The following is a 20099-nucleotide window of genomic DNA, read 5'->3' as shown; positions in this document are numbered from 1 at the left end:
ATGGCGACCGCCGTCCTCCCCGCCTTCGCCCAAGGGCTGGCGCGTTATGCGCTCATCGCTGCGCTCGCCGCGGTCTTCGCCCTGTTCGCAACGCTCGCGCCTGGTTTCCTCTCCAGCGCGAACCTCCTCAGCGTGCTGGTCAACAATTTCGCCCTGCTCGCCATCGTCGCCATTGCCATGACCTTCGCCGTCTCGGTCGGCGGCATTGATCTTTCGGTCGGCACGGCGGTGGATTTTGCAAGCTTCGCCTTCGTCTCCCTCGTGCTTGCCGGGCAGCCGGTCGTGCTCGCGGCGCTTGGCGGACTTGCCGGCGGGGCGCTGGTCGGCCTGTTCAACGCCGTGCTGATCGCCGGCATCGGCATCTCGCCGTTCCTCGCGACGCTCGGCACGCTCTTCGTCGGGCGCAGCGTGCAGCAATTGCTGACCAATGGCGGCAACCCGGTCTACCTGCCGCCGGCCGGCGTGCCGGAGGCGTTTCGCTTCCTCGGCCATGGCGCGATGGCGGGCATTCCCGTGCCCCTGATCGTCACGGCGCTGGTCGTCGCCGGCGCCTGGGTCGTGCTGGCGCGCAGCCGCTTCGGCCGGGTGGCGCTCGCCACCGGCATCCAGGCGAGCGTCGTGCGCTATTCGGGCCTGCGCCTCTCGCGCATCACCGCGCTCACCTATATCCTGGTCTCGACCATCGCCGCTGTGGTCGGTCTTATCCTCACCTCCACGGTGACGGTCTACATCCCCTCGTCCGGTAACGCCTTCCTGCTCAACGCCATTGGTGCGACCTTCATCGGCACCACCTTCGATCCGCATGGCCGGCCGAACGTGCCGGGCACCGTACTCGGTGTGCTGCTGCTCGGCGTCGTCGCCAACGGGCTCCTGCTGTCGGGCCTCAATTTCTACTGGCAGCAAGTCGGCACCGGCCTTCTCATCTTCTCCGTCCTCGCCATCGGCTTTGCCAACCGCAAGGCCGCCGGCCGGGCGTGATCCCTGACTTTTCGAAAGGATTTTTCATGAGCAGCGTCACCCGGCTTGCCGACCGACAGGAAACCGCCCACCGCATTGCCAGCGAGGATGAGGCACTTGCCATTGCGCGCACGCTGGCTGCCGAATTCGAAGGCGGTGCAAGCCGGCGGGACTACGAGCGGGCCCTGCCGTTTGAGGAATTGGACCGTCTTTCCGCCTCCGGCCTGCTCGCCATTACCGTTCCCGCCGAATATGGCGGCATCGACGTCTCCAACGCCGTGCTCGCGGAGGTGACGGCGATCCTGTCGGAAGCCGACAGCTCGATCGGCCAGATCCCGCAGAACCACTTCTATATTCTCGAAGCGCTGCGCCACGACGGCAACGAAACGCAGAAGCGCTTCTATTTCGGCCGGGCGCTTGCCGGCGACCGGTTTGGCAATGCCCTTTCCGAAGTCGGCACGAAAACCGTCGGCGATTACAATACGCGCATTGCGCCCGATGGCGCGGGGTTCCGCATCAACGGTCGAAAATTCTATTCGACGGGCGTGCTCTTCGCCCATTGGGTGACGATCTTTGCGCTGGACGGGGAGGACCGCCTCACCATGTCCTTCGCCCCGCGCGAGACTGACGGCATCGAGATCGTTGACGACTGGGACGGTTTCGGCCAGCGCACCACGGGCAGCGGCACGACAATCCTGCGCGACGTCTATGTGCCCGCCGACGCTGTGGTGCAGCACCACAAAGGCTTCGAGCGCCCCGGCACGATCGGCTCGGTCGGCCAGATCATTCATGCCGGCGTCGATCTCGGCATCGCCCGCGCGGCGCTGAAGGAGACGATCGGTTATGTGCGCGACAAGGCGCGGCCGTGGACGGGCAGCGGCGTCGAGCGCGCGGCCGACGATCCGCTCACCGTCGCGCGTATCGGTGAACTCGCCATCCGCGCCGAGGCGGCCGAGGCGACATTGGAGCGGGCCGGGCGCAAGGTCGATCAGGCGCAGGTGAACCTCAATTCGGAGAATGCGGTCGCCGCAACATTGGCGGTGGCTGCCGCCAAGGTGCTGACGACGGAACTCGCGATCGACGCGGCCAACGTGCTCTTCGAGCTGGCCGGCACCTCGGCGACGAAGCGCGGCCTCAACCTCGAACGCCACTGGCGCAACGCCCGCACCCACACGCTGCACGATCCGGTGCGTGGAAGTACCACGTCGTCGGCAACTATCACCTGAACGGCATCACGCCGCCGAAGAACGGCGCGCTCTGAAATCCAACCCTCGTGGTGGGGGTGGTCCCCTGGCCGCAATCCTCTGGGATTGCGGCCCTTTTTTTGACCAACAAAAAAGGGCGGCCCTCCTTGCCGCCCCCTCGCAGGTCGTTTGAATGCCCTCAGCTATAGAGGCTTGGTTCCGGCACCCGGTCGTTCAGGGTAAAATCGCCGACCTCGCGCGCCTTGTAGAACACCGGATCATGCAGCGTGTGGGTGCGCACGTTGCGCCAGTAGCGGTCGAAGCGATGGTGCGCGGCTGTCGAGCGGGCGCCGGTAAGCTCGAAGATGCGGGCGGTGACGTCGAGCGCCACATGCGTGGCGCTGACCTTGGCCGCATAGGCCTCGATTGCAGCCTCGCCGCGTTCGCGGGCACTAACGCCCCGGCCACGCGCAAGCGCCGACTGAACGGCGGTTGCGGCAGCATCGGCAAGGGCGGCGGAAGCCTTCAACGCTGCACGGAACTCGCCGATGCGCTCCAGGATATAGGGATCGTCGCTCGCCTTCTCGACGCCCGACGTGATCCAGGGCCGCGTCGTGGTCCGCACATAGTCACCAGCAGCGATAAGCGCGCCTTCCGCGGTGCCGAGATAGAAATTGACGAAGACGAGCTGGATCAGCGGCGTGTTGAACGTTGCCTGCACGGGCGGAGCGCTGTCCTTCCCGGCTAGGGGCAGAAGAAAATCGGTTTCGTCGACCGGAAAATCACGGAACTCGACGCTGCCGCTGTCGGAAAGCCGCTGGCCGATATTGTCCCAGTCGTCGTTGGCGATGTAGCCGGGCCGCTCGGTCGGCAGGACGAGGTTGGCGATCTGGTCGCCGAAGGCAGCATTGGCGTTGATACGGTCGGAAACATGCGCGCCGGTCGAGAAGGTCTTCTTGCCGTTTAGCAGGTAGTGGTCGCCGCTGCGTGTCAGCACGAGGCCGGGATCGCGCGGGTTGACCGCGGCGCCCCAATAGAGCCGCTTCGCAACCGTCTCGACGCCGAGGTTCCAGGCCTTGTCCGGATCGTCCGCCGCCCAGTAGATGTACTGACTGTTGACATAGTGATAGCCGAGAAGCTGGCCGATCGAGCTTTCACCGCGCGCGAGAATGCGCACCAGCTTCAGCCCGTCCACCCAGTCGAGCCCGCCGCCGCCGATCTCGACCGGGTGTAGCGCCGTCAGCAGGCCCTCGCTCTTTAACCGGGCGATTTCCGCCTGTGGCGGCTTGCCTTCGGCATCGAGCTGCGCGCCGCGACGGGCAAGATCGGCGGAAATCGCTTCGGCGCGCGCAAACAGGCGAGCCCGGTCGTCTTGAAGTTCAGGTTCCTTGACAAGATGCAGGGCAGTCATGGTCGGTCTCCAGCGGTCTGGCCGATACGCAGCAGGGCGCCACGGTCGGGTTTGGGGGATCGGTGCGTACGGGTGTTCGTCGCTCTGCCGCATCTTCCCAAAGCCCTCGGGCTGCGACCAGAAAAGCCATTTCCGAAATTAGTATATATAAAAGATAGAATTTCTGTATTTAGGATACGGAGGCGTTATTCTCGCCACATGTCCGTGCCGTCAGGCATTCCCGCATCCCTGGAGAGATTCCCATGGCCCGCCATATCCGTTTCAACGCCTTCGACATGAACTGTGTCGGTCATCAGTCGCCGGGGCTGTGGGCGCATCCGAATGACAAATCCTGGAAATACAAAGACCTGGATTACTGGCAGGATCTTGCCCGCACGCTGGAACGCGGCGTCTTCGACGGCATCTTCATCGCCGATGTCATCGGTTACTATGATGTCTACAAGGGTTCGAACTACCACGCGATCCATCAGGCGGCACAGATTCCGGTGAACGACCCGCTCCAGCTTGCCGCCCCCATCGCGCTTGCCACGGAGCATCTTGGTATCGGCATCACCGCCTCCACTTCCTTCGAGTATCCCTACACCTTCGCCCGGCGCCTCGCGACGGCGGACCATCATTCGAAGGGTCGCGTCGGCTGGAATATCGTTACCTCCTACCTGGAAAGCGGCGCGAAGAATGTCGGGCAGGGTGGTTTGCGCCGGCACGACAACCGCTACGAAGTCGCCGCCGAATATGTCGAGGTGCTCTATAAGCTGCTCGAAGGCTCGTGGGAGGAGGGTGCGGTGGTGCGCGACGGCGGCAAGCGCATCTTCACGCACCCGGAAAAGGTCCACGAGATCGCCCACAAGGGCAAGTACTTCGAGGTTCCCGGTTATGGCCTGACGGAGCCTTCGCCGCAGCGCACGCCGATTCTCTACCAGGCCGGCGCGTCCGGCCCGGGCAAGGCCTTTGCCGCCGCCCATGCCGAATGCATCTTCGTCGCCGCGCCGACCAAATCGGTGCTCAAGGCCTATGTTGCCGATATCCGCCAGCGCATTGCCGCTGCCGGCCGCGATCCGAAGAAGGTCTATATCTACACGCTCGTCACCATCATCACCGATGAGAGCGAGGCGAAGGCAGAGAAGAAGTTCGAGGACTACAAGAGCTATGTCTCCTATGACGGCTCGCTCACCTTCATGTCCGGCTGGAGCGGCATCGACTTCGGCCAGTATGCACCGGCGGACGTGGTCGAGAAGATAGAGACCAATGCCATCCACTCCTTTGTCGAGCACATCGCCGGCGGAGACAAGTCCTGGACGATCGACGAGCTCGCCCAGTTTGGCGGCATCGGCGGCATGGGACCGGTCTTCGTCGGCTCGCCGGAGCGCATCGCCGATATTCTGCAGGAATGGGTTACGGATACGGACGTCGACGGCTTCAACCTTGCCTATGCTGTCACGCCGGACAGTTTTGAGGATGTCGTTGCCCATATCGTGCCGGAACTGCAGAAACGCGGTGCCTATCCCACGGGCTACCGCCCCGGAACGCTACGCGAAAAACTGTTCGGTGAGGGGCCGTACTTGCCGAAAACCCATCCGGCCGATGGCTATCGGGATATCGAGGCCGTCAAGCGCCGTGACGCCGAGCGCATTCCGGCATTGAAGTCGGTCGGAGCGTGATGCCGGCGCTTCGGCATCGCTGCTGGACAGCAAGCGCGGCGGCGATGCCTTGGAGCGCGGCAGATAAAACTTGACCATTAGCCTCATGATAAAATAGGAGACATCACCTTCACCTCATCCGGAGCCTGTCGTGGTGTCTTCCTTGTTTTCTTCTCTGCGTCTTGCAATGCTGATCGCCGTGGCGGTGCCCGCTGCCGGTTTTGCGCAGCAAGTGTCGATCACCGATTCCCGCGGGCAACAGGTCACGATTGAGCGGCCGGTGGACAGCGTGGCGATCTTTCCGCTGCCCATCCCCGAAGCCATGATCGCGCTTGACGGGGGAACCCAGCGCCTCACCGCCATCAATCCGCGGGCGCAGGCGGCGTTGATGAACGGGGTGATCGGTCAGCTTTTCCCCGAGATTACCGATATCCGCACCGATCTGGTCGCCGGCAACTTCATCCCCAATGTCGAAGAGATACTCGCTGCAGGCCCCGATGTGGTGCTGCAATGGCAGGCCAAGGCCGACGAGCGTGTTGCCCCGATGGAGAATGCGGGCATCAAGGTGGCCACGGTTAGCACGGAATCGCGCGAAACCCGGCGTGGCTACATCGCCATGCTCGGCCAGATCCTCGGCAAGGAGGATCGGGCCAAGGCCTTCCTCGACTGGGAGGACAAGACCGTGGCCGACATCGCCGCGGTGCTGAAGGCCGCAGGCAAGCCCCGGCCGCGTATCGTCTTCATCGACAGCATGAGCGACAACGAGTTCGTGGTGTTCGGCCGTGAGGAAGCCTATTTCGCAGCATCGGGCCTGATCAATGCCGCGACCGAAGCGGGCTTCACCGAAGGATCCGTCACCGTCGGCGCGGAATCGCTGCTCGAATGGAACCCGGACATCGTCCTCGTCAACTACTACAACGACACCATCAAGCCTGACGATATCCTCAAGCATCCCGTGCTGGGCGCGCTGGCCGCGGTCAAGGCGGCGCGGGTCTACAAGACCCCGGCAATCGACCCGGCGACGGCGGCTGGCGGCGAACTCGCCTACCAGTGGTTTGCCGAAATCGGTTATCCCGATCTGTTCGACACCAACATGCGCACCGCTGTCGTCGATGGCTTTCAGTTCCTCTACGGCAAAACCTTGAACGACGAACAGGTCGACAAGCTCATGCAGATGGAATGGAACGGCGGCAGCGCAGGCTACGCCGACGCCTTCGGGCGGACTCGATAGTTTTCGGGATCGAGCCAGGATCGGGGAGGGTGCCTTGAAGGATATCGGCTTCATCACGTCGGGTGACGGCGCGCAGCTGCAATGCTACCGCGATTATCAGGCCTATCTCGATGCGGAACTCTATCTGCGTACCCTCGACAAGGTCGATCTTACGGGGTTCCGCGCCATCGTCGTTCCCGATTTCTCCAACCAGGACCTGTTGCGGCGGCATGCCCGTCAGCTCAACGACTATCTTGCCGGCGGTGGCTTCCTCATCGTCTTCGAGCCCAATCGCATGGACGAATGGCTCGATGTCGTGGAGGTCCAGTGGTTCTCGCGTGAGACAGAGGACTGGAAATGGTGGATGCGGCCGGGAGGGCGCATGGAGGCGTATCAGCCGCGGCCCGAGCATTCCATGGCCCGGGCTATTCCCCTTGCGGATATGTGCTGGCATTTTTTCGGTGCCTTCCGGCTGCCGCCGACGGCAACGCCGATCCTCAATCTCGACAACGACGAAGGTTGCCTGCTCTATGATCAGGCTGTCGCCGGCGGCGGACGGCTGATTGCCTCCACCATCGACCCGCATACCCATCACGGGCGCCGTTTCATGCCCGCAACGACGCGGTTCCTCAACGGCTTCTATCCCTGGCTGAAGCGCGAGGTGCAGAACCATGGCTGACCGTGTTCTCCGCCATGACGGCCGCAGGCCGCATCTGCTCTATCTGCGCTCCACCCGCAGCTACAACCGCGATCGTATCGGCGGGCTTGTGCCGCAGGACTGGCGTTACAGCGCTGCCGATGTTTATGACCTCGAGACGATCGATCTTGCCGAGGTCGATGTGGTCATGCTCTCGGGCATGGCCGACCAGATCTTCCTGAAGTCCATCGAGGCGAAGCTGGTCGACTATCTCGCTGGCGGCGGCCACTTCCTGCTCAATGGCCATATCCTGCTGCCGTTCCTGCCCTGCCTCAGCCCGTTCCGCGCCGTTCCGCCAAAGCCGTTCACCAACTGGATGATCCGGCCTGCGCAGCCCGGCGCCTATTTCGGCCGGATGGACTTTGAAAACTTTCATCGGCACGAAGGGATCCTCGGCCAGTATGCACGCGGGTTTTCCGACGCGCCCGCCGGCGCGCAATGGCTTTGCCTCATCGGGGGGCCGGGGCCGGACGGCACCGTGCTTGAAGGCCCGGTCGACTGGGTCTGGCGCATGCCCGGCGGTGGCAAGGTCTTCATGCACAATGGCGACCATATCGAGCAGTTCTGCTCCGATCCCCGCCAGCAGCCCAACCTTTTCCATGACATTCTGAACGCGCTGGTCTTCTCCGACGAACCGCCGGCGGCTCCCGCGGAGGGGCGGCCGTGACGGATGGCGTCGCCGCGCCGGCTGCCGGAGACCCGCCGCTCGACGTGCGCATGGTCATGACGGGTCTGGTCGGGCTGCTGGTTCTTGCCATGATCCTCTCGCTTTCGGTCGGCCGCTATGGCGTGGGTCTCGGCGATCTCGCGACATTGGTCGGCGGTTGGTTGCGCATCGGTCCCGGTCGCGATGGCGTTGCCGAACCGGTCTGGCGGGTCGTCGAGCTGGTGCGCGTGCCGCGCCTGCTGATCGGCGCCACGGTCGGAGCAGGGCTGGCCCTGTCAGGTGCGGTGCTGCAGGGCGTGTTCCGCAATCCCCTGGTTGATCCGCATGTCATCGGCGTTTCCTCCGGTGCCGCCTTCGGGGGCGTGCTTGCCATCCTGCTGGGGCTTGGGGCAGCCGTGCTCTGGGTAATGGCGTTCGGTTTCGGGATTGGCGCCCTGCTCCTCGTCGTTGTGATGAGCCGCAAGTCCGGTCGATCGTCATTGCTTATGCTGGTGCTTGCGGGGATTGTCGTCTCGGCGCTGTTTTCCGCACTCGTATCGCTTGGCACCTATTTCGCCGATCCCAATGACACGCTGCCGGCTATCGTGTTCTGGCTCATGGGTTCGTTTGCCAGCGCAACCCCCGAACGGGCGCTCTACATGGTGCCGCTCGTCATGCTCTTCGCCGTGCCGCTGCTGTTGATGCGGTTCCGGATCAACGTGCTTTCGCTCGGTGACGAGGATGCCCGCGCGCTCGGCCTCAAGGTCGAGCCGACGCGGTGGTTGGCGCTCTGTTGCGTTACCGGCATTACCGCCGCCAGCGTTGCCAATTCGGGCATCATCGGTTGGGTGGGGCTGGTCATTCCCCATTTCGCTCGCACGCTGGTAGGCCCGGATCACGGCCGGTTGCTGCCGGCAGCGGCGCTGCTCGGCGCGATCTTCATGCTGCTGGTCGACACGCTGGCGCGCACGATGATCGCCGCCGAAATACCCCTCGGCGTGCTGACGGCGATCGTCGGGGCGCCGGTCTTTTTGATCTTGTTGCATCGCAACCGGGGGGACGCATGGTAGTCGCCATAGAAGCCCGCGGCGTCGGCTTCCGCTATGATAATGCCAATCCGTGGCTGTTCGAAAAACTGGATTTCACGCTGCGCAAGGGCCAGACGCTCGTGCTTCTCGGTCGAAACGGCCGCGGCAAGACCACGCTGCTCAAGTGCCTTGCCGGCCTGATGCAGCCAAGTACAGGTCATGTCAGCTGTGCTGGCATGCTCGGATATGTGCCGCAGCAGTTTGCCGCACCCTTCTCCTATTCCGTTTTCGACGTCGTGCTGATGGGCCGCGCCCGGCATGTCGGGCTATTCTCCAGCCCCACTGCGCTCGACCGCGAGCACGCGCGCGAGGCTTTGGCCCTGCTTGGTCTCTCCAGCTTTGCGCATAGGGCCATCGGGACGCTTTCGGGCGGTGAGCGGCAGCTGGTGCTGATCGCCCGCGCGCTCGCATCTAACGCTGACATCCTGTTGCTCGACGAGCCTGCCGCGGCGCTCGATTTCCACAACCAGGCGATCATGCTGGCCATGCTTGGACGGCTTGCCGCCGAGCGCGGCCTGACCATCGTCATGACCACGCACGAACCGACCCATGCGCTCGAAATCGGCGATCGTGCCGTTTTGCTCTACGGGGCCGGCCGCTGTGAAGAAGGGGCGGTAGCCGACATGTGTGCCCCCGAGCGGCTGTCGGCCCTCTACTCCATCGGCATGCAGCGCCTGGATCATGCAGACGGCCAATCCGCCAGCATCGCGGCCCGTTTTCGCTCGGTCGGGCACTGGCCGCAACCGGATGCCGGCAGCATGAAGGAACGCGGCCGCCGTTTTGCGGATTTTGATCAGGGCACGTGACGGCCTGCTCCTTTTGCTGCGTGGACAAGAGGCGGCGTCACCCGAACTGCGAGATGCCCCTTTCTGACGATCGCACGGTTGCACTGTCGGAGCGTGCCGCGTCGGTCCGCCAGGTCTGGAGCCACCGGTCAAATCCCGCTGCCCGCTCGGTCGGGGCCTGTCCCGCGATCTCGTAGGCACCGACGATCGGGTTGATTGCGGGGCAGAGCTGGATGAGCTGGCCGTCGCGCAATTCCCGCTCGATGAGCGACGGGCTCGCCTGGCCGACGCCGAGGCCGGTGATGCAGGCATCGATGGAGGCCTCGTCTGTATCAAAGGTGAGACTGCCGCTGCGCGGTTGGAACGCAATGCCCGCCGCCTCGCACCAACGCTGCCATGACCAGGCATCGGCGGTGTCGAGCAGGATCGGCAGGCCCAGCAACGCGCCCGGCGTCACCGTCTTCGCCAGGCTGCCGATCAGCAGGGGCGAGCAGACGGCGACCGTTCGATCGAGCAGGAAGGCGCTGGGAAAGCGCGACTCGTCTGAGCCGCGCTTGTAGCTGACCGTGACATCGGGAACGTCGCTGGCGCCAAGCGCGAGTGACTGGATGTTGAGGTCGACGCTGGGATTTTCCTGAAGATAGGCGCCGAGCCTTGGAATGAGCCAGCGCCGTGCCAGGGTGATCGGTGCCTGGATCACCAGGCGTATGCGATCCGGCAGAACGGCGCGCGTGCCGTTCTCCAGCGTGGCGAGCGCTGCATTCACGTGGATCAGGTATTGTCGGCCGGCATCGGTGAGCGAAATCGCATTGTGCCCGCGATGGAAGAGCTGGACGCCGAGGGCCTCCTCCAGCGACTTGATCTGCCGGCTGATCGCGCCGGGTGTCAGATGCAGCTCGCGCGCTGCCAGCGTCAGGCTGCCGGTGCGCGCGGCGATGGAAAAGGCCGGCAGTGTTGCCAGTGGCGGCAGTTTGGCGCGGTTGGTTTGAGGATTTCTCATGCTGGCGTGAGAATCTTTCGCTTGCAAATAACTTGACTATATCTATCCACATTCTGCCAGAACGACAAGAATGATCGGGGAAGCCTGCCTTGAAGACCGACGTCCGCCATCCGTACGATCGATGCGAACAGGGCTTTCCTCAAGAGCGCAGCATGCATTCTGTGCAACCGTTCATGCTGTCAGCCGTCCGCCACTGTCATCACGGATCACCTTGAGGGAGAGAACAATGTTTTCCAGTTTTGCCTTGCTGAGCAGGCGTGCCCTTCTGTCCGGCGTGTTTGCCGCCTGCGTCGTTGCGGGCATGAACCCTGCACTTGCCGAAGACGCCACGCAGAAAGTCACTGATGACCGCGGCGTCGAGGTGACGGTTCCTGCCCATCCGAAACGCGTCGCCTCCATCTCGTTCTTCGCTGATGACGTGGCGCTGGCGCTCGGCATCAAGCCGGTGGCGAGCACCTATATGGTCGCGGACCGCCCGCCGGAGTTCCTGCTCGGCCTCACCAAGGACATGGTGCAGGTCGGTCAGCGTGCCAAGCCGAACCTCGAACTTCTCTCGGAAGCAAAGCCGGATCTCATCGTCGCGATCCGCCGCTACACCGTCGGCAATGCGCCGCAGCTCGAGAAGATCGCGCCCTATGTCGCCTGGAACATGGAACTGCTCGACGGCAGCGACAAGGAAATCGAGGCGCTGGCGAAAATCCTCGGCAAGCCTGAGCGCGGCGTCGCGTTGAACAAGGCGTTTCGCGCGCATCTCGCTGACGTCTCGGCCAAGGCGCCGAAGGATGCTCATCCCCGCTACGCCATCATGTGGGGCGGGGAAGTGCCGTTCGCTTTCCATGATGAGAACACGTCCGCCTCGATCCTGAATGCCATCGGCGGCGAGAACATTGCCGGCGCCATGGTGCCGGGCGGCGAATTCGGCGTGGACCTCAGCCTGGAGACCATGCTGGAAAAGGACCCGGAAGTCCTCTTCATCTATGATTACGGTCCGGATCGCCCGCATGAGGGCAACCCGATCTGGCAGGAGCTCACGGCGGTCAAGAACAACCGCGTCTACTATGTCGGCGATCAATGGGTCGAGACCAACGGTCCGATCGCCAGGGAGATCGTGCTGCGCGAAGCCGCGCACTACCTCTATCCGGATGTCTTTCCCAAGGTTGACGTGAAGGCGGAAGCGGCCAAGATCATCCCGGCCGAACTCCAGAAGTAAGCGACTGACCGCGACGACGATGGACGCACGCAAATTCTCGATAGCCATCGGTTGCATCGTCGTCGCGACCCTTCTCGTCATCGCTGTCGGCTTGATGCCCGGCGCGCGCACGCTTTCCGCCGGCGCGGTCCTGCAGGCGCTTTTCAGCCCCGACGGCAAGATCGAGTCGATCCTCGTCTGGACGCTCCGGCTGCCGCGCAGCCTCGCCGCCGCGACGGCCGGTGCGGGGCTTGCCGTGTCGGGCTATCTCCTCCAAGCGCTGACCCGAAACCCGCTCGCCGATCCCGGCATAACCGGCGTCACCGCCGGGGCGATCGCACCGATCGTCACATGCTTCGTCTTCCTGCCCTGGGTTTCCGGGCACTACTATCCGCTCGTCGGACTCGCCGGCGGACTTGCCGCCGCATCGGTGACGTTCTGGGTGGCGCGCGGCGGCAACAGCCATCCGCTGCATCTGGCCCTCGGCGGCGTCAGCGTCTCGCTCTTCCTCGGTGCGATCACCATCTACGTGCTGCTTTTCGCCGGGCCGCAATCGACGGCGCTGCTGTTCTGGCTGGCCGGGGGCTTTGCCGGGCGGACCTGGGGGCATCTCGTCCAGATGCTGCCCTGGGTGCTGGTCGGGGTGTCGGGCGCCTTCTTCCTTCATCGGGTGATCGCCATGTTCGCGCTCAGCGACCATTCCGCCGCGGCGATGGGGGTTCAACTCACGCTCTGGAAACCGGTCTTGCTGCTGCTCGGCATCTGCCCCGTCGCGGGCGTCGCGCCTGTTGCCGGCCCCGTCGCCTTCGTCGGCCTTGCCGCGCCGCATATGGCAAAGCTCCTGCGACCGCGCGGCACCGCCTGGGAGATCGGCCTGACCGCTGCCATCGGCGCGCTGATCGTGACCGCGGCGGACCTTGTCGCGCGCACCGCCGCCATTCCCAAGGAACTGCCGGTCGGCATCGTCACCGCGCTCATCGGCGGTCCACTCTTCGTTTATCTCATCCAGCGCGGCCGGCTCGATTTCAAGGGAGAGGGCGCATGAGCCTGGGCGCCCCGACGATTGGCCGGCCGAGCCGCTGGATCCTGCCGATTGCGCTCGCGCTCGTCCTCCTGTCGTTCGTCGCCGCCATCTTCCTCGGCATCGTCGACCTGCCCGTCCGTGATGTCCTGTCGGCGCTGACTGGAAGCGGTTCGCCGGAGGCACGCTCGATCATCCTCGATATCCGGCTGCCGCGCATCGTGACCGGCATTTTGGCCGGCATGCAGTTTGCGCTCGCCGGCCTGCTTCTCCAGACCATCACCCGCAATCCGCTCGCCGATCCCTCGCTGATGGGCGTCTCGCAGGGCGCGACGCTGACCGTGACGCTCTTCCTTCTCTTCACGGTCTATCTCGGCAATCCCGATTCCTACTCGGTCAACGAGCTACCGATCGCCTGGCTCCCGCCCGCCGGTATGATGGGCGGTATGATCGCCGGCGGCATCATCTATCTGCTTGCCTTCCGCCTCGATCTCAGCCCGCTCCGGATCACGCTCTGCGGCATCGCCATCGGCGCAGTGCTGCACGCCATTGCCATCGGGCTCATCGCGGGCTGGGGCTCGGCCCGCATCGAGATCATTCTCGAATGGCTCTCCGGCAGCCTTTATGCCCGGACCTGGGACCATGCGCTCTTCCTGCTGCCGTTCACGATTGCAGGCCTTGCAATGCTGCCGCTGATCTACCGCCCGCTGATCCTGCTGCGGTTCGATGCGACTGTCGCCCGCTCCTTCGGCCTCTCCTACAAGGCACAGTTCTCGCTGGTCCTGCTTGTCTCCTGCGCGCTGGCGTCCAGCGCCGTCGGCGCCGTCGGGCCGGTCGTCTTCGTCGGCCTCATCGTCCCGCATCTGGCGCGCTTCCTCGCCGGGCGGCATTTTCCGCTGGTCCTTCCGCTCACCGTCGTGCTCGGCGCCGTCATCGTCACGCTGGGCGACCTGATCGGCCGGCTGGCCGGCGGGCCGGAGGAAGTGCCGATCGGCGTCGTCACCGCCCTCATGGGCGTTCCTGTCCTGCTTGCGCTTCTGCGCAAGGTTCCGTGAGATCGCCCATGCCGCTCACCGCTTCACACCTGTCGGTCCTCTACGGTCGCCGCAAGGCGTTGACCGATTTCTCGCTGTCGATGGAAAAGGGCGAAATCCGCGCCCTCATCGGCCCGAACGGTTCGGGTAAGAGCACGGCGCTCCAAGTGCTGGCCGGTCTCATCACACCATCAGGCGGCAAAGCCCAGATCGAAGGCACCGCCGTCGCCGCGATGTCGCGGCGCGCGATCGCGAAAAAACTCGCCTTCCTGCCGCAGCAGCCGGCAGCGCCCGACGAGATGACGATCGCCCAGCTTGTCCGGCAAGGCCGTTTTCCCCATGTCGGCCTGTTCCGCTCCTATGACCGGAAGGACGAGGCGGCGATCGAATGGGCGCTTGAAAGCACGGGCCTCACGCGCTTCGCCGACCGGACGCTACAGGAGCTTTCCGGCGGCGAGCGCCAGCGCGCCTGGATTTCGGCGGCGCTGGCGCAGGAGGCGGGCATCCTGCTTCTCGACGAACCGACATCCTTCCTCGACATCGGCTACCAGGTGGAGGTGCTCGACCTCGTGCACCGCCTCAGCCGCGAGCGCGGCGTGACGATCCTGATGGCGATCCACGACATCAATCAGGCGATCGCCGTCAGCGACCGCATCTCCCTTCTTGAAAAGGGCGAGCTTCGTTTCGACGGCGCGCCGCGGGCGCTCGCCGAAAGCGGCCTGATTGAACGGACCTTCCGGGTGAAAGGGCGGTTCGTCGAGGTCGCGCCCGACAAGCCGCCCCATTTCGACGTCGAGCTTACGACGCTGCACCGGCTGGGGTCTTGACCAGCCGGAAGACGATCTTGGTCTGCGTGTAGTAGTCGAGCGCGTCGGCGAAGTCGGGTGTCCAGCCGTCTTCGAAGAACGGGATGAAGCCATCGTATTCCAGCTTGCGGCCCGAGACCGTGAAACCGGCTTTGGAAAACGCCCTGGCATAGTCGGTGATCGACCGGTCCTGCACAACCGTGTTGGTACGTTGGGCGACGAGATCGCGCCACTTCGGCCAGAGTGGATTGTCGGTATGGCAGCCCGTGACGGCGTAGTAGACGCCACCCGGCTTCAGGGCCTTGAAAATATCGGCGGCATGGGCGTCGATGTCGGAAACGAGATAGATCACCTCATGGCTGAGCGCGAGATCGAACTCCTCGATCCAGCCGCCCAGCGTTCCGCCGACAGCGTGCTGGACGGGAATATTGCCCTTGAATGCCTCGGCCTTGGCGATCGACTGCTCGGCGATATCGATGCCGAGCGCCTTGCGGAAGGGCCTGATGGCATAGAGATGCCGCAACAGGCCGCCCTGGTTGCAGCCGAAATCGAGCACGCTTTTCTGGCTGAGGTCGCGCTCGGAGATGAGATCGATCAGGTGCCGCCAGATGGGCGCATGACCATCCGACATCCGGTCCTCAGCGTCCGGATCGACATACCACGTGGTGATGGTCTTGTTGTTCTGGCTCACGGCAAACCTCCGGTGCAATCCTCGTCGTGATGGCGTTCTAGAGCAACGGGACTCCTGCGGGTAGCCCCATTCATGTGCGCAACGGGCTGCCGGCCAAGATAGTCCTGGCATCGCAATCAGATCCGAAATCCGCGACCTGCATCAGCGCTCCGCGACGCCCCTCTCTGGCAATGTCGACCGCGCGTTGCCGGTCCGTTTTCCTGAAGGTCTTTTGCCATTTCTGCAAAGATGCGATCGGATGGAGCGCGGCCTCGAGGCTGGGACACCTTGATTTGGCTACACATTGCCGGGCACGCCGCTGCGTCCTGCCAATGGGGGGGCGCTCGTTTGCGTCCTCGGTGATCAGCGCTGGCGCTTGACAGGCTCGGCTAAAAGAATGCAGGATTTGTAACAGTGCAGGTTTAGGCCTCACATGAAATGCCCCGCTCAACGCAAGTTGATGACGATCCGGAGCTCGCACCTCCTGGAACAGGGTCCTAGCGAAACCGGTCAACCGACCGGTCCAACTGTGGAAACTGGTGGGGCATGCAGAGAAATACTCTCTTTCCAGATGACTGTTGTTTGGGCCGCGCCTGGGGCCGCGCTTCGGCGCCTTTGTTGCCGTCCGCTCAGCGCCTGCTTGGCAATGTGCCATCGGGTTTTTCGCGCGCGCCAGTACTGCAACCGGCAGGGAGCGCCGGCGAGAGGTGAGGTTCCGGCATGCGCCAGCGCCCCGGCGCCATGCCGAAGCAATCGACTGAAACGGGGCAAATCGCAGAATTCAACGCAAGCAAAGGTAGGGAGGAGTTTACCTTGGCACATGCAGACGAAGAAAGTGCAACCGTCGCACGCCCGGAAGACGAAAAACTCAGCGTCGGCGCCAACATCGCCTATGGGCTTCAACATGTCCTGACGATGTATGGCGGTATCGTCGCCGTACCGCTGATCGTCGGCCAGGCCGCGGGACTGAGCCCGAGCGATGTCGGCCTGCTGGTCACGGCATCGCTGTTTGCCGGCGGCCTTGCCACCATCCTGCAGACCCTCGGACTGCCATTCTTCGGCAGCCGCCTGCCGCTGGTGCAGGGTGTTTCGTTCTCCGGCGTTGCGACGATGGTGGCGATATCGGGCAATGGCGGCATTCCGTCCATCCTGGGCGCCGTTATCGCCGCTTCGCTGATCGGGTTGCTGATCACCCCGGTCTTCTCGCGCATCACCCGCTTTTTCCCGCCGCTCGTCACGGGCATCGTCATCACCACGATCGGGTTGACGCTGATGCCGGTCGCCGCCTTCTGGGCCATGGGCGGTAACAGCAGCTCGCCTGATTTCGGTAGCCCGGCCAACATCCAGCTCGCCGCTGTGACACTGGCCATCGTTCTCCTGCTCAGCAAGGTCGGCAGCGCTTCGATCTCGCGGCTGTCCATCCTGCTCGCGCTGGTGATCGGGACAGGCATTGCCTATGCCGTCGGCATGACCGATTTCTCGCAGGTGTCGAACGGTCCCTTCTTCGCGCTGCCGACCATCTTCCACTTCGGCTACCCGACCTTCGAGATCGCCGCCATCATCTCCATGCTTATCGTCATCATCGTCACGCTGGTGGAGACATCGGCCGATATTCTCGCCGTAGGCGAGATCGTTGAGACGAAGGTGGATTCGCGCCGCCTGGGCGATGGCCTGCGCGCCGATATGCTGTCGAGCATTCTCGCACCGATCTTCGGCTCGTTCACGCAAAGCGCCTTTGCGCAGAATGTCGGGCTTGTCGCCGTCACCGGCGTCAAGAGCCGCTATGTGGTGGCGACCGGAGGCCTTTTCCTCGTGATCCTCGGCTTGCTGCCGGTCATGGGGCGTGTCGTGGCGGCAGTGCCGAGTTCGGTTCTCGGTGGCGCCGGCATCGTGTTGTTCGGCACGGTCGCGGCCAGCGGCATCCGAACCCTCTCAAAGGTCGACTACCAGAATAACATGAACCTGGTGATTGTCGCGACCTCGATCGGTTTCGGCATGATCCCCATCGCCTCGCCCGGCTTCTACGAGCACTTTCCCGCCTGGGTCGCGACGATCTTCCATTCCGGCATCAGTTCTGCTGCCCTGATGGCGATCGTCCTCAACCTACTGTTCAACCATGTCAAGGCCGGCAATTCGGACCAGCAGTCCGTCTTCGTGGCGGCCACCGAGCGAACGATCCGCTACACCGATATCGCCCGGCTTCATGACGGCGACTACTTCCTCAATGGCAAGCTCTATGACGCCAAGGGCGTCGAGATCCCGATGATCCCGGAGGCTGCGCACTGAGGGCGCCCGACACTCCCCTGGCTCCGGATCGTGCCCTGTCCCTGATCCGGACCACCTTTCCCCACGACACCAACGGAGACACAATGTCAGAAGAAACCGAAACCCGAAGCCTGCTCGATGCCCTGTTCGGCACGATGGAGGACGGCATCATCCCCACCACGGAGGTCGGCGTTGCTGCCGGCAACAAGGTCTTCGGCGCGGCGCTGCTGCGCAAGTCGGACCTGTCCACGGTGCTCGTCGAGACCAACAACGAGACGGAAAACCCGCTGTGGCACGGGGAGGTCCACACCCTGAAGCGGTTCTACGAGATGCCGCAATGCGATCGGCCGGATTCCAAGGACCTCATCTTCCTGTCGACGCACGAGCCTTGCTCGATGTGTCTGTCGGCGATCACCTGGGCGGGGTTCGACAATTTCTTCTATTTCTTCAGTCACGAGGATTCCCGCGACGCGTTCTCCATCCCGCACGACCTGAAGATCCTGAAGGAGGTCTTCACGCTCGACGCCGGCGGCTACAACAGGACGAATGCCTTCTGGAAGGGACAGTCGATCCACGCACTGATCGACCGTCTTCCCGAGCCGCAGCGGTCGCAGTTCAAGGAACGCGCCGAGGCCATCCGGCTGAAATATGACGATCTCTCGGTCGTCTACCAGACAAGCAAGGACGGCAACGCCATCCCCCTCAACTGATCCCTCCCCCGGATGCGCCGCCGGCGGCTTGTCCCGCCGGTGGTGCGTTTGGCGTTGGGGCCCCGACATCCGGTCGGAGCGACGAGCCGGCGAGGCACATGCGCTGCGGCTCGCCGGAAGCAGTCTCTACCGGCTTGCCACGAAGTCCGCCATGCGGCGGATGAGGGAAGCCCCCACTGTCGCGCCCGCATCCTGCAGGCCGATGGTCTTTTCCTGGAAGGCCGCGGCCTTGCCATGCTGGGCAAGCAGGGACTTGGTGGCTTCGAGCGCCTGCTCGGCGGCGTCTGCCGCGGCGTTGAGCGCATCGGCAAGCGAAGCGCCGGCAACGGCCTGTGCTTCCAGTGTCACCGCAATCGGGTCGAGCACGTCAAGCAAGGTCTTGTCGCCGACCTTCGCCTTGCCGCGTTCGGCAACGCCATCGCGATAGGCGCGCCAGAAGGCGGCCATGTCCGCCGTTTCCAGCACATCCTTGCCCTCAACGGCCTTGCTGGCCCGCAGGAATCCGGTCGCCGTCAACGTACCCATGGTGGAGGGAGCGGTGCGGGCCATTGTTGCCCCGGCTGTACGCAGGAGCTTGGCGATACCTGCCGCTTCGCCCTCTGCCTCCAATGCATCGGCAGCGGCGGCGAAGGACTTGCTCATGGTGATGCCGAGGTCGCTGTCGCCTACCTTGCCGTCGAGCGCGATGAGAAATTCACGCTGTTCGGAAAAGAGATCCTTCCAGCTCTTGAAAAGGTCGATCAGGCCTGCGGCATTCAATGTCTCGATCGTCATCGTTTCACCCTGCAATATGCTGGAAGAACGGCGTGTTGGCCGGAGCGGCGACAAGGCGGTCGAGCTCGTCGTCGAGATGCAGGATCGAGATCGACGCGCCGGCCATCTCCATCGAAGTGGCGAATTCGCCGATCCAGACATGTTTCGCGGTAACGCCGCGCGCTTCCAGAAGCTGCGCGACGCGGCGGAAGAGGATGTAGAGCTCCTCCAGCGGCGTGCCGCCGAGGCCGTTAACAAGCACGGCGACGTTGTCGCCGGACTTGTAGTCCGTTTCCGCGAAGATGCGCTCCATCATCTCGTCGACGACCGCATCGGCCGGCGCCAGCGTCTTGCGGCTGATGCCGGGTTCGCCATGGATGCCCATGCCGATTTCCATCTCGTCTTCACCGATGGAGAACGTGGCGTGGCCGATTTCCGGAACGACGCAGCTGGAGAGTGCGACGCCCATGGTGCGGGTATGCAGCCGTGCCTTGTCGGCAAGGCGCGCGACCTCATCGAGCGGGAGGCCTTCAGCGGCCGCTGCACCGGCGGTCTTGTAGATGAAGAAGATGCCGGCGACGCCACGGCGCTTGTGTTCCTCCCCGACCACCGAGGAGGCGACGTCGTCATTGCCGACGACCTGCTTGACCACGATACCGTCAAGATCGGCAAGTTCGGCAGCCATGTCGAAATTGATGATGTCACCGGTGTAGTTGCCGTAGATATAGAGGACGCCGGCACCTTGATCGATATGCTTCGTTACCTGGTACATCTGCTCGGCGCTGGGCGACTGGAAGACGCCGCCAACCGCCGCTCCGTCGAGCATGCCCTCGCCAACGAAGCCGAGGAAGGTCGGCAGGTGGCCCGAGCCACCGCCTGTCGCGATGCCGACCTTGCCGGGTTTGGTTCTTGCGCTGACCAGGCAGCGCAGGTCGTTGGCCGTATAGGTGACGGCGGGATGCGCCTTGTAGATGCCTTCCAGCATCTCGTCGACGAAATTGACGGGGTCGTTCAGAAACTTCTTCATGCTCTTGCT

At 63.8% G+C, this 20099-nt stretch carries 18 protein-coding genes and 1 pseudogene; 14 read left to right on the top strand and 5 right to left on the bottom strand.

Translation table 11 applies throughout. The features are described from left to right. Both AKG11_RS23680 and AKG11_RS23675 read left to right on the top strand, forming a co-directional pair. A complete protein-coding gene (locus AKG11_RS23680) occupies positions 1-978 on the top strand; it encodes an ABC transporter permease (protein WP_050745680.1) in 978 nt (325 codons plus the stop codon). 26 nt (positions 979-1004) lie between these two features. Continuing rightward, positions 1005-2218: pseudogene (locus AKG11_RS23675) on the top strand (SfnB family sulfur acquisition oxidoreductase). Positions 2219-2340: 122 nt separating this feature from the next. Here AKG11_RS23675 and AKG11_RS23670 read toward each other — a convergent pair. Continuing rightward, a complete protein-coding gene (locus AKG11_RS23670; RefSeq protein WP_050745679.1) occupies positions 2341-3552 on the bottom strand; it encodes an acyl-CoA dehydrogenase family protein in 1212 nt (403 codons plus the stop codon). A 242-nt stretch (positions 3553-3794) separates the two neighbouring features. Between AKG11_RS23670 and AKG11_RS23665 the strand changes: the two genes are divergently transcribed. The 6 genes from AKG11_RS23665 to AKG11_RS23640 all read left to right on the top strand — a co-directional run bounded on the left by AKG11_RS23665 (position 3795) and on the right by AKG11_RS23640 (position 9636). Next, positions 3795-5210 carry an LLM class flavin-dependent oxidoreductase gene (locus tag AKG11_RS23665; RefSeq protein ID WP_050745678.1) on the top strand — a complete coding sequence of 472 codons (1416 nt, stop codon included), beginning with the start codon at positions 3795-3797 and terminating at the stop codon, positions 5208-5210. A gap of 142 nt (positions 5211-5352) precedes the next feature. Continuing rightward, positions 5353-6420, top strand: coding sequence for an ABC transporter substrate-binding protein (locus tag AKG11_RS23660; protein ID WP_053190809.1), 1068 nt, complete (start codon positions 5353-5355; stop codon positions 6418-6420). A 34-nt stretch (positions 6421-6454) separates the two neighbouring features. Continuing rightward, positions 6455-7078 (top strand): hypothetical protein, encoded by a 624-nt coding sequence (locus AKG11_RS23655; RefSeq protein ID WP_023512708.1) that lies wholly within the window; start codon positions 6455-6457, stop codon positions 7076-7078. Further along, complete coding sequence (locus tag AKG11_RS23650; RefSeq protein ID WP_023512707.1) at positions 7071-7763, top strand: hypothetical protein; 693 nt, start codon at positions 7071-7073, stop codon at positions 7761-7763. The genes AKG11_RS23655 and AKG11_RS23650 overlap by 8 nt, the downstream gene beginning before the upstream one ends. 50 nt (positions 7764-7813) lie before the next feature. Beyond that, complete coding sequence (locus AKG11_RS23645; protein WP_037406620.1) at positions 7814-8812, top strand: FecCD family ABC transporter permease; 999 nt, start codon at positions 7814-7816, stop codon at positions 8810-8812. Beyond that, the gene (locus tag AKG11_RS23640) at positions 8806-9636 is read left to right on the top strand and encodes an ABC transporter ATP-binding protein (protein ID WP_050745676.1); all 831 of its coding nucleotides are present in this window, start codon (positions 8806-8808) and stop codon (positions 9634-9636) included. The genes AKG11_RS23645 and AKG11_RS23640 overlap by 7 nt, the downstream gene beginning before the upstream one ends. Positions 9637-9673: 37 nt before the next feature. Here the strand turns inward: AKG11_RS23640 and AKG11_RS23635 are convergent, their stop codons facing one another. Next, on the bottom strand, positions 9674-10615 hold the full coding sequence (locus AKG11_RS23635) for a LysR family transcriptional regulator (protein WP_082342613.1): 942 nt from the start codon (positions 10613-10615) through the stop codon (positions 9674-9676). Positions 10616-10916: 301 nt separating this feature from the next. Between AKG11_RS23635 and AKG11_RS23630 the strand changes: the two genes are divergently transcribed. From AKG11_RS23630 to AKG11_RS23615, 4 genes are read left to right on the top strand one after another with little or no spacing between them, the layout of a single operon-like run. Continuing rightward, complete coding sequence (locus AKG11_RS23630) at positions 10917-11825, top strand: ABC transporter substrate-binding protein (protein WP_371260142.1); 909 nt, start codon at positions 10917-10919, stop codon at positions 11823-11825. Between the two features lie 19 nt (positions 11826-11844). Beyond that, positions 11845-12849: a FecCD family ABC transporter permease gene (locus AKG11_RS23625; RefSeq protein ID WP_050745674.1), complete on the top strand. Its 1005-nt coding sequence runs from the start codon at positions 11845-11847 to the stop codon at positions 12847-12849. Then, positions 12846-13880, top strand: a complete 1035-nt coding sequence (locus tag AKG11_RS23620) for a FecCD family ABC transporter permease (protein WP_050745673.1) — start codon at positions 12846-12848, stop codon at positions 13878-13880. Before AKG11_RS23625 ends, AKG11_RS23620 begins: the two co-directional genes overlap by 4 nt. Before the next feature lie 8 nt (positions 13881-13888). Beyond that, positions 13889-14686 carry an ABC transporter ATP-binding protein gene (locus AKG11_RS23615; RefSeq protein ID WP_050745672.1) on the top strand — a complete coding sequence of 266 codons (798 nt, stop codon included), beginning with the start codon at positions 13889-13891 and terminating at the stop codon, positions 14684-14686. Here AKG11_RS23615 and AKG11_RS23610 read toward each other — a convergent pair. After that, positions 14658-15296, bottom strand: a complete 639-nt coding sequence (locus AKG11_RS23610; RefSeq protein ID WP_245290191.1) for a class I SAM-dependent methyltransferase — start codon at positions 15294-15296, stop codon at positions 14658-14660. The two genes, AKG11_RS23615 and AKG11_RS23610, sit on opposite strands and share 29 nt — an antisense overlap. A 780-nt stretch (positions 15297-16076) precedes the next feature. Here AKG11_RS23610 and AKG11_RS23605 point away from each other — a divergent pair. Both AKG11_RS23605 and AKG11_RS23600 read left to right on the top strand, forming a co-directional pair. Beyond that, the gene (locus tag AKG11_RS23605) at positions 16077-17621 is read left to right on the top strand and encodes a nucleobase:cation symporter-2 family protein (RefSeq protein WP_371260141.1); all 1545 of its coding nucleotides are present in this window, start codon (positions 16077-16079) and stop codon (positions 17619-17621) included. A gap of 83 nt (positions 17622-17704) precedes the next feature. Further along, positions 17705-18310 (top strand): nucleoside deaminase, encoded by a 606-nt coding sequence (locus AKG11_RS23600; RefSeq protein ID WP_024270398.1) that lies wholly within the window; start codon positions 17705-17707, stop codon positions 18308-18310. Positions 18311-18436: 126 nt separating this feature from the next. Here AKG11_RS23600 and AKG11_RS23595 read toward each other — a convergent pair whose 3' ends face one another. Both AKG11_RS23595 and AKG11_RS23590 read right to left on the bottom strand, forming a co-directional pair. Continuing rightward, on the bottom strand, positions 18437-19084 hold the full coding sequence (locus AKG11_RS23595; protein WP_050745670.1) for a dihydroxyacetone kinase family protein: 648 nt from the start codon (positions 19082-19084) through the stop codon (positions 18437-18439). 4 nt (positions 19085-19088) lie between these two features. Then, positions 19089-20090, bottom strand: coding sequence for a dihydroxyacetone kinase subunit DhaK (locus AKG11_RS23590; RefSeq protein ID WP_050745669.1), 1002 nt, complete (start codon positions 20088-20090; stop codon positions 19089-19091). Positions 20091-20099: the final 9 nt, after the last annotated feature.

Origin of the sequence: Shinella sp. SUS2 (assembly GCF_001262505.1) — a bacterium.
GTDB lineage: Bacteria > Pseudomonadota > Alphaproteobacteria > Rhizobiales > Rhizobiaceae > Shinella.
This window is presented reverse-complemented; position numbering and strand designations above follow the sequence as displayed.